The organism is Agromyces sp. Y782 (assembly GCF_059445405.1).
The window spans coordinates 1,212,539-1,227,073 of record NZ_JCAIUG010000002.1 but is presented as its reverse complement, the minus strand read 5'-3'; the positions used below and the strand labels follow the sequence as shown (position 1 = coordinate 1,227,073).

The 14,535-nt window shown below is 64.5% G+C and carries 16 protein-coding genes; 3 read left to right on the top strand and 13 right to left on the bottom strand.

Annotated elements, in window-relative coordinates; all coding sequences use genetic code 11:
* Positions 1-141 precede the first annotated feature (141 nt).
* Genes AC1C2S_RS19995 through AC1C2S_RS19980 form a run of 4 tightly spaced genes read right to left on the bottom strand, consistent with a single transcriptional unit; the run spans position 142 to position 3,046 of the window.
* The gene (locus AC1C2S_RS19995; protein ID WP_495354343.1) at positions 142-684 is read right to left on the bottom strand and encodes a dihydrofolate reductase family protein; all 543 of its coding nucleotides are present in this window, start codon (positions 682-684) and stop codon (positions 142-144) included.
* Positions 681-2,153 (bottom strand): MFS transporter, encoded by a 1,473-nt coding sequence (locus AC1C2S_RS19990; protein WP_495354342.1) that lies wholly within the window; start codon positions 2,151-2,153, stop codon positions 681-683. Before AC1C2S_RS19990 ends, AC1C2S_RS19995 begins: the two co-directional genes overlap by 4 nt.
* On the bottom strand, positions 2,140-2,730 hold the full coding sequence (locus tag AC1C2S_RS19985) for an SRPBCC domain-containing protein (protein ID WP_495354341.1): 591 nt from the start codon (positions 2,728-2,730) through the stop codon (positions 2,140-2,142). Before AC1C2S_RS19985 ends, AC1C2S_RS19990 begins: the two co-directional genes overlap by 14 nt.
* Positions 2,723-3,046: an ArsR/SmtB family transcription factor gene (locus AC1C2S_RS19980; RefSeq protein ID WP_495354340.1), complete on the bottom strand. Its 324-nt coding sequence runs from the start codon at positions 3,044-3,046 to the stop codon at positions 2,723-2,725. The genes AC1C2S_RS19985 and AC1C2S_RS19980 overlap by 8 nt, the downstream gene beginning before the upstream one ends.
* Positions 3,047-3,155: 109 nt before the next feature.
* Here AC1C2S_RS19980 and AC1C2S_RS19975 point away from each other — a divergent pair, with 109 nt between their 5' ends.
* The 3 genes from AC1C2S_RS19975 to AC1C2S_RS19965 are packed head-to-tail and all read left to right on the top strand — an operon-like array spanning position 3,156 to position 4,584.
* On the top strand, positions 3,156-3,731 hold the full coding sequence (locus AC1C2S_RS19975; protein WP_495354339.1) for a dienelactone hydrolase family protein: 576 nt from the start codon (positions 3,156-3,158) through the stop codon (positions 3,729-3,731).
* 23 nt (positions 3,732-3,754) lie between these two features.
* Positions 3,755-4,075, top strand: coding sequence for an ArsR/SmtB family transcription factor (locus tag AC1C2S_RS19970; protein WP_495354338.1), 321 nt, complete (start codon positions 3,755-3,757; stop codon positions 4,073-4,075).
* Positions 4,075-4,584: an SRPBCC family protein gene (locus tag AC1C2S_RS19965; protein WP_495354337.1), complete on the top strand. Its 510-nt coding sequence runs from the start codon at positions 4,075-4,077 to the stop codon at positions 4,582-4,584. The genes AC1C2S_RS19970 and AC1C2S_RS19965 overlap by 1 nt, the downstream gene beginning before the upstream one ends.
* Before the next feature lie 424 nt (positions 4,585-5,008).
* Here the strand turns inward: AC1C2S_RS19965 and AC1C2S_RS19960 are convergent, their stop codons facing one another.
* The 9 genes from AC1C2S_RS19960 to AC1C2S_RS19920 form a co-directional block, all read right to left on the bottom strand.
* Positions 5,009-5,578: a M15 family metallopeptidase gene (locus AC1C2S_RS19960; RefSeq protein WP_495354336.1), complete on the bottom strand. Its 570-nt coding sequence runs from the start codon at positions 5,576-5,578 to the stop codon at positions 5,009-5,011.
* Positions 5,579-5,774: 196 nt separating this feature from the next.
* Positions 5,775-6,386 carry a D-Ala-D-Ala dipeptidase VanX gene (gene vanX, locus AC1C2S_RS19955; protein ID WP_495354335.1) on the bottom strand — a complete coding sequence of 204 codons (612 nt, stop codon included), beginning with the start codon at positions 6,384-6,386 and terminating at the stop codon, positions 5,775-5,777.
* A gap of 5 nt (positions 6,387-6,391) precedes the next feature.
* The gene (vanA, locus tag AC1C2S_RS19950) at positions 6,392-7,414 is read right to left on the bottom strand and encodes a D-alanine--(R)-lactate ligase (protein WP_495354334.1); all 1,023 of its coding nucleotides are present in this window, start codon (positions 7,412-7,414) and stop codon (positions 6,392-6,394) included.
* Positions 7,407-8,453, bottom strand: a complete 1,047-nt coding sequence (locus AC1C2S_RS19945) for an NAD(P)-dependent oxidoreductase (protein WP_495354333.1) — start codon at positions 8,451-8,453, stop codon at positions 7,407-7,409. Before AC1C2S_RS19945 ends, vanA begins: the two co-directional genes overlap by 8 nt.
* 256 nt (positions 8,454-8,709) lie before the next feature.
* Positions 8,710-9,786, bottom strand: coding sequence for a sensor histidine kinase (locus AC1C2S_RS19940; protein ID WP_495354433.1), 1,077 nt, complete (start codon positions 9,784-9,786; stop codon positions 8,710-8,712).
* A 10-nt stretch (positions 9,787-9,796) separates the two neighbouring features.
* Positions 9,797-10,489 carry a response regulator transcription factor gene (locus AC1C2S_RS19935; protein WP_495354332.1) on the bottom strand — a complete coding sequence of 231 codons (693 nt, stop codon included), beginning with the start codon at positions 10,487-10,489 and terminating at the stop codon, positions 9,797-9,799.
* Positions 10,490-10,895: 406 nt separating this feature from the next.
* Positions 10,896-11,495 carry an IS5 family transposase gene (locus AC1C2S_RS19930; protein WP_495354432.1) on the bottom strand — a complete coding sequence of 200 codons (600 nt, stop codon included), beginning with the start codon at positions 11,493-11,495 and terminating at the stop codon, positions 10,896-10,898.
* A gap of 659 nt (positions 11,496-12,154) precedes the next feature.
* Complete coding sequence (locus AC1C2S_RS19925) at positions 12,155-13,459, bottom strand: Fic family protein (RefSeq protein ID WP_495354331.1); 1,305 nt, start codon at positions 13,457-13,459, stop codon at positions 12,155-12,157.
* Positions 13,460-13,651: 192 nt separating this feature from the next.
* Positions 13,652-14,473 carry a CE1 family esterase gene (locus AC1C2S_RS19920; RefSeq protein ID WP_495354330.1) on the bottom strand — a complete coding sequence of 274 codons (822 nt, stop codon included), beginning with the start codon at positions 14,471-14,473 and terminating at the stop codon, positions 13,652-13,654.
* Positions 14,474-14,535: the final 62 nt, after the last annotated feature.

Sequence of the window (14,535 nt, the reverse complement as noted above, 5' to 3'; positions counted from 1 at the left end):
CACGCACCGGGCGTGCGGGCCACATCGGCCCGCACGCCCGGTGCGTGCTGCACGACGGCTACCCCGACGCTCGTACGCTCCGTGTCGGATGCGGCCTCCCACACGTGGATCGGCAGCGCGGAAACCCGGGTTGCGCGATACCTACTCGATGACGCGGTGGTCGAGAATCAGGTAGCCCGCTTGCGAGATCATGCCTCGTATCGGGGCGAGGCGGATGGGCGACAACCCGTCAAGGAGTTTTCGCCCGGGGCTGGCGATCGCCGGTGCGACCACGAGTCTGAGTTCGTCGACGACATGTGCGGCCAACAGCGTCTGCGCGACCGAGATGCTGGCGTGGACGCCGATGTCGCCTCCGGGCCAGTTCTTGAGGTCTCGCACAAAGTCGACCAGATCCCCGTCGATTGCACTCGCGTTGGCCCACTCGGGATCGAGACGTGTGGATGTCGCTACGAACTTCGGGACTGTATTGATAAATGACGCGAACGGCTCGATCTCACTACTTGGCCAGAACCCAGCCCATTCGTCGTAGCTGTTGCGACCTAGGATCACAGCGTCTTGCGTTGCGATCACATCGGCGATATTGGTGTCCATTGCATCGTCCCAGTCGGTGAAGAAGGCAGAGGGATTCTCGGCAACACCGTCGAGGGACATCAGCTCGTAAACGACGACTCTTCTCGGACTCATGTCGTGTGAGCTCCTGTGTCTGGGGTGGGTTGCGCCGCCGGTTTGCCGACCAAAACTGCAGCGGCGACGCCCGCTAGGGCCATGCTGAGGGAAGCGATACCGAGGGCAAGGCCGAAGCCCGCGAGTTCTGCTTCCGGCGCGGCCGTGCTCGTCGCTCCGACATCGGATGCGTATCGCACGGCGATACTCACGAATATTGCGAGGCCAAGAGCCCCGCCGGCGTGGGTCATGGTGGCTTGGATCCCCGATGCGAGCCCCGCATCTTGTTCGCCGACGCCGGACAGTGCCGTGGTCGTCATCGAGGGCAGGAGAACACCCTGGCCGAGGCCAACGACCACCATGCTGGGTGCAATCTGCCACCAGTAGTTTGCGTCCGGCGACAGGAGGGCGACAGTCAGCCCCAGCCCGAGGGCGGTGACAATGCAACCTCCAGCAAGCACCGTGCGGAGGCCCACGCGAGGAATTAGGGCCGAGCCGAGGGCGAGACCCGCACCGATTGCGATACCGATCGGCAGGTAGGCGAGCCCCGCGGCCAGCGGCGTATAGTCCAGGATGCTCTGCACGTACAGGCTCAGGATGAACAGGAACGAGCCGAAGGCGGCCGCGTTCACGAGCGTGACCGCATTGGCGGTCAGCCGGGTCCTGTTGGCGAAAAAGGCGGGCGGGATCAAGGGTCGGCTGCTTCGGGCCTCGATGAGGAACATCAGCGCAAGCAGCACTACCCCCACGATGAGCGGGACAACGACGTCAAGGGCAGTCCAAGAATTCTCTGATGCCCTCAGCAGCCCGTAGATGACGGCGGCAAGTCCGAGAGTTCCGGCGAACATCCCGGAGAACTCGGGTCGAGCGGCGTGCACCATTCGACTTTCCCTCAGGAGGCGAGGTCCAAGCACGAGAACCAGGAGCACTACGGGAAGGGCGATGAGGAAGACATAGCGCCAACTCGCTACGTCGGTGAGCACCCCGGAGATTACGGTGCCGGTCACGCCACCGATCCCTGCGAGTGCACCCCAGACGCCGATCGCCTTTGCTCGTTCCGGTGTCTCGGGGAAGAGTACGACGATGAGCGCGAGTGCGGCGGGTGCGGCGATCGCATCGCCGATCCCTTGGATGACCCGGCCGGTGACGAGGATCCACCCAGTTGGCGCGAGGCCCGCGAGGGCGGAGCCCGCGGCGAAGACGATGACTCCCGTAAAGAACATCCTGCGTCGGCCCGCGAGGTCGGCGATGCGTCCGCCGAGCAGCAGTAGCCCTCCTGCGGTGAGCGCATATGCGTCGACGACCCAAACGAGGTTTGCGGGGCTGAGGTCGAGGTCAGTGCCGATGCGAGGAAGAGCAATGTTGACAACGGTGAGGTCGAGAACGAGAAGGAATTGCATGACCGCCAGTACTCCGAGGGCCTTCCACCGGCGTGGATCGGCCGGTGTGGCGACGCCGTTCGCGACGGGCCGCGTTTCAGAGGTCGACATCGCCGCTTCCGATTTTCTCCCGCAGGGTCCGCCCAGTCTCGAGAAGACTCTTCAAGTCGCGCAGCATGTACGGATGGCCTCCGCCCGCACCGAGGCGTTCGAAGTCCCCGCTCACCACTGCGGCCATATGAGGAGCTCCGAGGAGATCGTGCGTTACGGTCAAGCGGGAGCGGCCATCCCCCAAGCGCTTGATCGCATATCGCACTTCGGTGGCAGGCTCATCGGCGGATTCCGGATCAACCAAGAAGCGCATTCTCGTCGCAAGCAGCGAGGGCGGATCGTAGGCAATAACGACACCCTCGATGATGATGTCGGGCGCGGGAACCGTGCCGTCTCCGGCAACAACGCGAAGGTGCGGCGGTTTTTCAACGAAGTAGCGACCTCCGACCCGCGGCTCGACCACAGCACGTCCGCCGTAACCGTATCGGGCTGTCCAATCGGGATCGGTGATTGCCTCCCAAACGCGCTCGGGCGAGACGGCGATCTCGATTTCGTATATCTGAGTCGTAGCGCGGCGGCGTGATGCGGCCAGGTCTTCGTCGCGCAATCGCGGCACAACAGGAGTGTCGTCATTCATTTCCGTGCTCCAATGCCTCTTTCAGTTCGGTCAGCGCTCCGACGCGCTCGGCCGTGTACTTGTCGATCCAGCGGTCGTGGATGAGCCGGATGGGCACAGGGTTCAGGTAGTGCAGCTTCCACCGTCCGGATTTTCTGGTCGTGATGAGTCCGGCCCCCTCAAGCACACCGAGATGTCGCATCACACCGAACCGGGTGAGTTCGATGTCGCGCATCAGTTCCGCAAGACTCTGCCCATCGCGGACGAACAGCCGATCCAGTAGCAGCCGCCTCGTCGAGTCGGCCAACGCTTTGAATACCAGTTCGTCGTCGTCCATAGGGCCCAATATAGGTGCCAAGCTTGTCACGTGTCAAAGTAGTCACCTATGATGCATTCGAACGAGAGATCGATCGACGTCGCCGATCGACGCGGACGAAGGAGTCATGATGGCCGAAGTACTGCTCTTCCATCACGCGCTCGGCCTCACGGAGGGTGTGCACCTCTTCGCGAACGAGCTCCGTCAAGCGGGCCACACCGTGCACACGCCCGGTCTCTTCGATGGGCGCACCTTCGACTCGATCGAGGCCGGTGTCGCATACGCCGACGAGGTCGGTTGGGATGAGATCATCGCACGCGGCGAGCGCGCAGCGCATGCGCTGACCAACGAGCTCGTCTACGCAGGCTTCTCGCTCGGGGTCATGCCCGCGCAGAAGCTCGCCGAGACCCGTGCCGGCACGAAAGGCGCGCTGTTCTTCTACTCCTGCGTCCCCGTCGCGGAGTTCGGCGGGTGGCCTGCCGGTGTTCCAGTGCAGATCCACGGGATGGATGCCGACCCGATCTTCATGAAGGAGGGCGATGTGGAGGCCGCCCGTGAACTCGTCGAGTCAGCCGACGCCGCCGAGCTGTTCCTCTATCCGGGCGACCAGCACTATTTCGCGGACCCCTGCCTGCCGAGCTACGACGCCGCCGCGACGAAACTCCTCACACGACGCGTGCTCGAGTTCCTCGCGCGGCGTCAGTGACGGCCCAACCGCACGCGACATTGGTGCTTGAGGCAATTGCGGAACCGACGCGGCGACGCATCCTCGATACCGTGCGCGACGGTGAATGCTCAGTCGGCGACCTCGTCGCGCACATCGGCATGAACCAACCCGGGATTTCGCGGCATCTGAAGGTGCTGCGCGACGCTGGTCTCGTCTCCGTTCGCCGTGATGCACAGCGCCGGCTCTACCGCCTTCGGGCCGAGCCGCTGCAGGATCTCGACGCCTGGCTCGAGCCTTACCGCGCGGAGTGGTCAGGCCGTCTGGACGCACTTGAACGGCACCTGGAACGCACTTCCCCCGAAATCCACAAGAAGGAGAACTGATGATCACCGAACTGGCTACCCTCGAGCGCACCGCGATGGGGGGCCTCGTTCGTTTCGAACGGCGACTTCCCTACCCAATCGGGGACGTGTGGGCGGCGCTCACTGAGCCGGAGCGGCTGGCCGATTGGTGGCCGCCGGTCGCGACCGACGTCACCGTCGACCTCCGCGAAGGCGGATCGATGACTTTCGACTGGCCCGACGGCCCGGAACTCGAGTTCCGCTTCCTGCGCATCACGCCACCGACGCTTCTCGAACACACGCACACGAGCCCCGGCTCGTGGATGCGGTATGAACTCGACCCGACGGATGAGGGGACGCTCTTGCGTGCCACGTACTTTACGCCCGAACCGGACCAGGCTATCGAGCGCGGCGACGTCGTCGGCGGCCACTACGGCTTCGACCGTCTCGAGGCGGCGCTCTCAGGACACCCCATCCCAGTTGATTTTCAGGCCTTTGCGTCACTGCAAAGCGTCTACGCCGAACAGGGTCTCGCGGCGGCGACCACGTGATTCGTTTCGATCGCCCGTCAGAAGTAGGGGCGTCGAAGCGCTCTTAATCGAGCAGAGAGAGGACAACGCTGTTCGGCACGATTGAATTTGACCGAAATGGTGGCTCGCGTACCAATGTCTTCAGGCCGGTGCGAGGAGAGATAAGAAATGAGCATAGCGAGAACGATACGAGTGACGTGCGGACCGCGAACGTTTCAACCGGGGCGGCAGAAGGTGACGTCTACACGTCGTTGCCGGCGGCCATGACCGGGAGGGCAAGCCCTGCGAAGGCGGTTATCGGAGACGAACCGGTCTTTGTCTATATCGCCAGCCTTCCGCAACCGCAGCGTGACATCGCCGAGGCGGTAGACGCGCTGGCTGCCAAGACGTTGCGGAATCACCCCACTTGCGGTGGCAGCGCTCAGTCGACGATACGGTCCCGAGTTCAGCCGCGGCCGTCTGCCTTCATCGGCGGGCATGTGCCGCCCGCGGTGGTGAGCAACTCGAAATGCCAGATCTCGTTCGAGTAGACCTGGCAGAGACCCCATCGCGAGCCGAAGCGATTGAGGAAGTCCATCGCATCAGCCATCTCAAGGTCCACGGCGTGACCCGAGACGTGAGCGGAATCGGTGCCCCGCTTCGCCCATTTCGCGCCTTCCTCCTCGCTGCCGTACTTCTGAACGGCCTGCTCGAAGAGGAAGTCCTGGTAGCGCTCCGACCGCCAGCCGTCGACGATCGTGATCGAGATTCCGCGCTCGTCCTCTGCCGCCGTGTTGGCGGACCGGAGCGCGGCGAGCAGCTCCGGGGCCAGCTTGGTGACCGCGGGCTTGTCGCTGTCCAGTGTGAGTGCGTCGCCCGTGGGAATATGGCCGTCCGCGTCGGTGAGCCCGGCTGCGCTCGCCCCGGGCAGGAGGGTCTCGACCAGTTCCGGTCCAGCGGCACACGCCGTCAATGCGACGGTGAGCGCGAGCGCTGTCAGGGCGACAGCGGTACGGGCGCCGCGGCGGTGCTTCATCGGTGCTGTTCCTTCGATTCGCCGGGTGTGCCCGGAGCGGCAGCCGACTGCGTGGTCCCCGTGACGGGAGCGACGGCGGTGGGTGATGGGGTGCTGGAGCAACCGGCTAAGAGCAGTGCGGCGCCGATGGCGGTGACGGACGCCAAACGTCGGGGAAGAAGCGGGTTCATGGAACTCCTCGGTTCAGTCGTTTTGGTTACGACGCAATGGGAAAGTCGAAATAGCTGTTGGGGTAGGGTTCGTCGCGGAGAACGTAATGCCACCATTCGTGGGTATACGGGTCGAACCCGCTGTCTTCCATGACGGAACACAGACTCCGGCGATTTTCCGCATCAGTCTCCGCAACTCCTTGTGCCCCGTGATGCGAACGCTGATCCATGAGGTCGTGACCTCCGCCCATGGATGCGAGCTCCCCGGTGTCCAGCCTGTAGAGCGTCAGGTCAATGGCGCTTCCTCGGCTGTGGCCGGATTCCGGTGCGACGTACCCATTGGTGAACATCGCCGCCCGGTCGATGTTGGGGTAGAACCTCTGTTTTGTGCGCCCGTCATCTGGTTGTTCCGACCATTGCATGAAGCGATTGACCGCGCGTTGGGGACGGTAGGCGTCCCAGATCAGCAAGCCGAAGCCGAGCGCGGCTGCCCGGGTCTTCGCCGTACGTAGCGCCTCCGCCAGGGCAATTGAGCCCACTACGCGGTTGACTTCATATCCATCGACGGGCAGTCCGGTGAAGTTGTCCCACGTCGCGTACTTGGCGTCCCACCGGACACCGTCCAGCACTTCGTCCAGAAAGACGAACCCGCGTTCCATCATTCTCATCGCCCCATCGCCAGCGTGATGCAGCGGTCGATCAAGTCGGAGAAGCCAATGCCGGCCGCGGCCATCATGCGCGGGTAGCGGCTGTACGAAGTGAATCCAGGCATGGTGTTCACTTCGTTGAGCACGATACGTCCGTCCTCTTGCAGGAACATGTCCACGCGGGCAAGACCCGTGCAGCCGAGTACCGCATAGATGGACTTGGCCGTTTCCTGGATCTGTGCACGCGTCCCGACCGGTAGATCCGCGGGAACAATGATGGTCGAGTTTTCGGAGCCCTTTTCCGGCTCGGCTTCCTGATGGATACGGAAGATGCCGTGCCGGAGCTGGATCTGATCCACTTCTCCGACGATCAGCTCAGAACCGTTGCCGAGCACCGCGCAGCCGACCTCGATGCCCGAGATTGCCTGCTCGAGCAGTACCTTGTTGTCGTATTGGCGCGCGGTCGCGATGGCGGCGTCAAGGCCGTCGGGGTTATCGACCTTTCTCACGCCGAACGACGAGCCTGAACGCGCCGGCTTCACGAAGACGGGGTAGGCGAGTTGGTCTGGCGCTGCAGTGCCGGCGCGGTTCAGGACAATGAATTCAGGGGTGTCGATTCCCGCGCTTCTGGCGACGGTGTACGCCAGCGACTTGTCCATGCAGATGGCCGAGCTTTGAATGTCGCAGCCCACATAGGGGATACCGGAAAGTTCGAGCAGGCCCTGCACCGCACCGTCTTCACCCGATTTGCCGTGCAGGACCGGGAAGACCGCATCGATACGGACGGCTTGGTCGTCCACGACCAGTAGGCCGTGTGTCTTCGTGTCCGGTGAGATCACCGCTCGGCGGCAGTCACCGGCCTCCCAGTCCGGGCTCGGCCGATCGCAGATTTGCCAGACACCGGATTGGGTGATGCCGATGTAGATCGGCTCGTACTTTTGGGTGTCGATGCCCGCGGCGACCTCCATCGCAGACTTGACCGATACGGCGTGTTCTTCGGATGCGCCCCCGAACAGGATCGCGATTCTTGGCTTAGTCATTTGACCGGCCCCTTTCGTAATTCAGGCAGTTCATGAGGGTCATCTCGACGGTGTCGTACAGCGCCCGCTCCGTGTAGTAGGCGGTGTGCGGCGTGATCACGACGTTGGGTAGTGCCTGCAGCCTGGGCAGGAATGGATGATCGGCCGCCCGGTCTGCACAGTCGAAGTAGAAGTGCCCTTCCTCACCCTCGAGGACGTCCAGCCCCGCGCCGGCCAATGTTCCGCGCTCCAAGGCTGTAATCAGCGCGTCGGTGTCCACGAGCGCCCCGCGTCCAGTGTTGATAAGGAACGCGCCGGGCTTCATCGTTTCGGTCTCCTCGCGCCCAATGAAGTGGTGCGTGTCCGCATTCAGCGGCAGGTGAAGCGTGATCAGGTCGCTTTCGCGCAGCAACTTGTCGAGCGAAGTGCGGTTCGCCGGTGGTGCAGCGCTCGGGCGGTTGCCGTGTGCCAGCACGCGGCAACCGAAACCCCGCAGCCGCTCGATGACGGCACTACCGATATGGCCGCCCCCGACTACGCCGACCGTCATGTCGCGTAGTTCTCGGCCTCGGATGTGGCCCAACCGAAAATCGTTTCGTTCCGTCGCGAGGATGGTTTCATTCGCGCCGCGGATCACGATCAACATCAGCATCAGGGTGTAGTCGGCGACCCCGTCCGGCGCGTATACGACGTTCTCGACGGTGATACCGAATTCGTCGGCGGCGTGCAGGTCGATGTGGTCGAAGCCGATGCTGCGGGTGGAGATGTGCTCAACGCCAGCTGCCTTCAGCGCACGAAGCGTTGACCGGGAAATCTCGGATTTGTGTCCCACACTGATGCAACGGTCTCCCGGCCCGGCAATGGCGCCAACTTCCGTGAGCACAGCGGCCGTGATCGTCGTGGTGACCCCGAGACGCAGTGACAGTTCATTGAACGCATCCGCCTCATCCTGCTCGCAGCCGTAGACGGTAATGCCGACACGCGGAACAGGCTGACGGTCGAGGATGGCGAGGGGGCCGGCGCTTCGGCTGCTGTTCCTGCTGGTTTCGCTGTGGGACATGCCACCAGTCAAGACGGCGGGATGTTCCCAGCCCGTATGAGGATTTCGATATGTCGGCAATATCAACCGGCGGGTGGGTCAGATTCGCTCGACCAGTTCACCGGCCCTGGCAGGCGAGCTGCACCCCTGAGCTCCGGCCTTAATGTCGGCGCTCGGAATCAGCAGCGGAAGACCATCAGTGGTCTCGAAGTCCACTCGATCGAGACGCCGCGGACGTCAAGGATTGGCCCCGACAGCTCAGCGCTGTCACATCGTGTCATCTGCGATTGTGCAGCGGAGCGGCCGGCAAGTGTGCCGTGGCGCGTAGTCCGCCGTCGGGGCGCGGCACGATGGTGAGCGTCCCGTCGTGGGCTTGGGTGATGCTCTTAACGATCGCCAGACCGAGGCCGACGCCCGCATGGTCGCTGTGTATCCGTTCGGTGCCGCGCTGGAACGGTTCGGTGAGTGTTGAGACCAGTTCCGGCCTGAGCTTCTCGCCGGTGTTCTCAACGGTGAGCACGACGACGTCGGGGCCGGTGGTGGTACTCAACTGCACGGTGCCGTGTTCCGGCAAGTTGTGCACGATGGCGTTGTGCAGGAGGTTCGTGGTCATCTGCAGCAGCAGCGCGTGCGAGCCAGTGGCAACAGCGACGTCCCCGGACGTCTCGATCGTGACGCCTCGCTTCTCCGCGAGGGAGAGCAGTGTTTCGACGGCTTCTTCGGCGATGAGCGACAGGTCGATGTGTTCTCGGGTAAAGGCGCGCTGGTCAGTGCGACTGAGGAGCAGCAGCGCCTCGGTGAGGTCGATGGCTCGGGTGTTGACGGCGTGGAGACGTTCGATGAGGTCGCCGGTAACGCTCGCCGGATCGTTTCGAGCGACTTCGAGCAGCGTCTGGGTGATTGCCAGCGGGGTACGGAGTTCATGGGACGCGTTGGCGGCGAATCGCTCCTGTTCGGCGACGTGCGCTTCGAGCCGTGCGAGCATCGCGTCGAAGATGTCCGCGAGTTCGCGGAACTCGTCGTTGCGACCTTCCAACTCGATCCGATGCGCCAGTGATCCGTTCGCCGCCCTGCGCGTGGCATCCGTGATTCGTGTCAGCGGAGCGAGCATGCGGCCGGCGAGTATCCACCCGCCGAGCAGACCGAACAGCAGCAGAAAGAACAGGGTCCAGGCCGCAGGCGGGACGAAGGCGCGCACGAGGTCGCCGCGGTTGGGCACGAGCGGACCGGGCCCCGTGATCTGATCGTCGGGCACGTAGCGCAGGAGGAATACCCACACGACCGCGAGCAGAAGGACACCCGTAACCATGAGGAACCCGGCGTAGCTCAGAGTGAGTTTGAGTCGGACGCTCAGGCCAGGCTGCCTAGCCACGAGCGTCTCCCTCAGCGCCGTCCGTTCCTGCATCGATGCGGTAGCCGACGCCGGGGACCGTCGCGATGATCCAGGGTTCGCCAAGACGCTTGCGTAGCGCCGAGACGGTGATCCGCACGGCATTGGTGAACGGATCGGCATTCTCGTCCCATGCCTGTTCGAGAAGTTCCTCAGCACTGAGCACCCCGCCCTCAGCCGCGACGAGCACTTCGAGCACGGCGAACTGCTTCCGGGTGAGCGCAACGTAGCGACCGTCGCGATAGACCTCGCGGCGAAACGGGTCCAACCGTAGGCCCGCGATCTCGCGCACGGGCGGCCGATGGTGTGCGCGTCTTCTGTCGAGCGCCCGGAGCCTGAGCACGAGCTCTCTCAGTTCGAAAGGTTTCGTGAGATAGTCGTCGGCGCCAAGTTCGAACCCCGACGCCTTATCATCGAGCCGGTCAGCAGCGGTGAGCATGAGAATCGGCATACCACTGCCGGAAGCGACGATGCGCGCGGCAATCTCGTCACCAGACGGGCCGGGGATGTCCCGGTCGAGCACAGCGATGTCGTAGGCGTTGATGCTCAGCAGCTCAAGAGCGGTATCACCATCAACGGCGATGTCGGCCGCGATTGCCTCCAAGCGCAAACCATCACGAACAGCTTCCGCCAGAAAAGGCTCGTCCTCGACGATCAACACGCGCATGCCCCCAACCCTAGGAGGCGGCACATATCGACGGCGTACCGAAACACGGCCTGCGATTCGATCACGCGTAACCTACCGGCTGAGAAGCTGACCCATTCAGAGTGATCACTTCGGGGCTTATTCGACTATGAGTCGGACCAGTCGGGCCCCTATTCATAGCTGGTTGGCGCGCAGCGAACTCCCTTACAAGACGTCCCGGCCGGGTTTGGATGTGTGCGCGTCGGAGGTGAGAAGCGTGAGATGTTCGCCGCGGCAGATCAAACGACGACTGCGGTCGCCGAGGCGTGGGTTCGGGTTTGGTCGGCGCCCGAGGGCACTTTGCCCCGAACATTCACGACAGATATTGAGACGAACGCCCCTATGGGTCGGCAGAACTCTCATTCCTATCCACTGACGGTAAGGCCGGCTATGGCAACCAGGTGAGGATCGCGGCGAGGACGACGGCACCGCGATAGATGACGGCGTGACGGTCGTACCTGGTGGCGAGGCCCCGCCATTCCTTCATGAGGTTGAACGCGCACTCGACGGTGTGCCGGCGTTTGTACTGCTCCCGGTCGTAGCTGACAGGGCGGCCGCCTGCGGTGCCGCGTCGCCGCCGGTTGGCTTTCTGGTCGCGTTTCTCCGGGATGACGGCTCGGATTTGGCGACGGCGCAGGTCAGCGCGGATCGCCCGCGATGAGTACGCTCGGTCCGCGAGCACCGCGACCGGCCGGGTCCGTGGCCGACCGACGTCGGGTCGCAGCACACGGACGTGGTCCAGGAGCGGGAGGAACATTGGCGAGTCTGCGGCCTGCCCCGGGCCGATGAGGATCGCGAGCGGACGACCTCGGCCGTCGACGGAGTGGTGGATCTTCGTGGACAGGCGGCCACGCGACCGGCCGATGGCGTGATCCGGTGGCTCGATGCGGGGATTCCTGTGATTCGACATATCTCCCTGTGACCCGGCCGAGCCTTGTTGCGTGCTGGTGTGCGCGGACGATCGTGGAGTCCACGCTGACCGCCCAATCGATCCCGCTGACCGAGTCCGCGACGGTCATCAGGGTGGCGAGGATTCGGTCCCAGGTGCCGTCTACAGAGAACCGGCGGTGCCGCTTCCACACCGTCTGCCACGGCCCGAACCGTTCCGGCAGATCCCTCCACGGCACACCGGTCCGGTACCGGAAGATGATGCCCTCAACCACCGACGGTGATCACGCCACGGACGACTCCGCCCCGCCGGATGCGGCATCAGAACCTCGAGCTGTTCCCACTGAGAATCCGAGAGTTCACGACCACGAGCCACCTGGCCAGCATCCCGCACCGACCAGCCCCTTCGCGACTTGGGAGACGCTCCCTAGTGCCCGGCATCGGCGGCAAAAGGCGGTAGACCCCGCAGGCCGACTGGACGGCCCAGCACTCGCCTCTATCTCGTCGGCGCCCGAAGGGACCCGCCAGCGGGCCGGCAACCTACCCGGATGCTGCCCGCCCCACGCGAAGCGACCCCATTGGGCACCGGCAATGAAGCGTACGTCCCTGCAGGTGCGACATCGATCTCACCGGCCCGATCCCGACGATCACGATTGCCGGAACGATCATCAGCGCAGCGCAGCGCAGCGCAGCGCAACGCAGCGCATCTGTTGATGCCGACTGCAACACCCTGATCGAGGGCTCGGGAGGCGGCATCCGTCAGGTGAGGCTGCGTCCTCCGTGCGGGGGCGTCTGCAAGCGACCGAACTGGCCGATCTCGGGTAGAGGCGGTCCCTGCTTCGGTCTGCGTCCGGCGGTGTCACCGGCTCCGACGCGGTTGCTGCGCTCGGTGATTGCGACGAGCGCGAGGTGCCGGTCTGCGGTCCAGCAGATGAGCCGTCCACGCTGGTCCTTCGTACGGCCGAGGATGCCGGCGTCGGCCAGTTCGACCAGAGCGTTGTGCGCAGCGGTCGTCGACACGCCGTGCTGCTGGGCGGCTGACTCGACGGTGAGGACGGGTTCGGTCGCGAGCCTGTCGAGGATGCGGCCGATGACGGCGCCGCGTCGCGGGACCGCGGGGCTGTGGCCCTGGGCTCGGCGGTGGGCGATGAGTTCCTCGCGCGTGCGTTCATCGAGCGCTGCGACGTCGGCGGACAGTCGCACGGCGTTGCCAGCGGCACGCTCGGTGGCCTGGGCGAAAGCGATGACCCAGTCGTCGAGTTGTGGCGGGTCGGCGCGGAAGGCGGTGAGACCGGCGATGTACGCGTTGGTGTCGCCCGCGAAGACCGTGCTGATGGGGATGAGGATGTTTCGAAGCGCGTCGGCCCGGTGGAGCACTGTATGGATGAGTGCACGCCCGGTGCGGCCGTTGCCGTCGATGAAGGGGTGGATCGTCTCGAACTGCGCGTGGGCGATCGCGGCGCGCACGACCGCGTTGCCGGTCGTCTCGGTCACGAAGCGCGCGAGATCTGCGACCAGCCGTGGCACTTCGGTTTCGGGCGGTGGGATGAACTCGGCGCGCAGGGGACTCCAGCCCGGACCACCGACCCAGTTCTGCTCGGTGCGCAACCCCGGCTCGAGCGTCGGCTCGATGGCGTGCTGCAGGCCCTCGATGTCGGCCACGGTGATGGGCCGGGAGCGATCGGCGAGCGCGGCGATGGCGGCTTCGGTCGCGCGCACGTTACCGATCACATCGAGCGCGACCCGGCTGCCCTCGCGCAGCGCCTCGGCGATCGCCAGCCGCTTCGGGCTGATGCGGTTGCCCTCGATCCACGACGACGAGATGCTCTCGGACCGGATCAGCAGGTGATTCAGGTAGGCGCCGCGGGACCCGATGCGCTCGTCGGCCCGCGCGAGCACCGCTACTGCGTCTTCGGCAGCCGACCGCGCTTCTCCACCGAGGAGTAGGAGCGCGGCCCCCAGTTCGTCGGGGACGAAGGCGCGATAGCGGCCGGGAGCGCGATCCTTGCGCCCGAGCTGACCGACGTCATCGGGACGCCAAATCCGATCGATGAAAGTCGGCATCGAGGCCTCCTCAGGTGGGCGGAATTCACTGGTAAATCAATCTTAAGGTATCTAACATTGATTTCGGCCAAGAATGGCCGGCGGCGCGCTGTTCAGGTGCTTCTCCCGATCGACAGCCGGGCATAGTCAAAGTCCGGCTCGCCCGCGGCCCGCCGGCGCCCGGCCTCGGGCGCCGCGCGGCCCGTCACGGCCTCATCGAGCACTGCCCGGCTGTCGTGCCCGTGCGGTGATACCGAAGAAGCGCTCAATCTCCTCGCCCAGATCAAGATCCTGGTGTGATGGCCCGATGACGAGCCGACCGGGCGACGTTGTGCGGTTCGGAATCACATGGCCGGTTCCGATCTGCGTCACGAGGCGAACGCTGTCCCAGTCGGCGCGTTCAAGATCACCGTCGCGGCGTGTGACGGGTTCCGTCGCGGGCGCATACCGACGGGCTGTCGCCTGAGCGGACTGTACTCGCCCGCGGGTGCGGCCGAGAATCTTGGTCGCTCCACCGTCGTATGGCACTATCGGGTCGGCTGTTCCGTGCAGGAGGAGGGTCGGGATCGCGGCTGGTCTGACATTGACGAGCGAGAAGTCGTCGTCGACGGGCAGGCCTGCGGCGACGATCACAGCACCAGCGAGGAGGGCGGGTTTCTCTCGCAGGACGCGATGCAGAAGCTGCCCACCGTTCGAGTATCCGATGGCGATCGTGGGTCGGTCGAAGCTTCGGACAACTGCGCTCACGAATGAGACGTCGTCGATATCTGCCTTTTGCGCCCGCGATATCTTCTGCCTGCGGGCATCGTTCCACGCCCGGCCGTGGCCGTTCAGATAGATGAGGTCAGCGCCGATACGCTCGGCCAAGGCGTCAAGGGTCCGACCGCTGAAGCGCTGCATCGTCCGGCCTTGTTGTGACGTGCCGTGCAGAGCGAGCAGCAGTGGTGCTTCGCTCAGGGGGAATGCGGGCGTGACATGGATGTAGCTGCGTCGGTGCCCGCCGGCGTCGATCGACTCGTTGCGCTGAGTGGTCATGGTGTCATGCTAAATGCAAAACCGGATACATTATCCGTTTCGGAGAATGATCTATTAAGCTG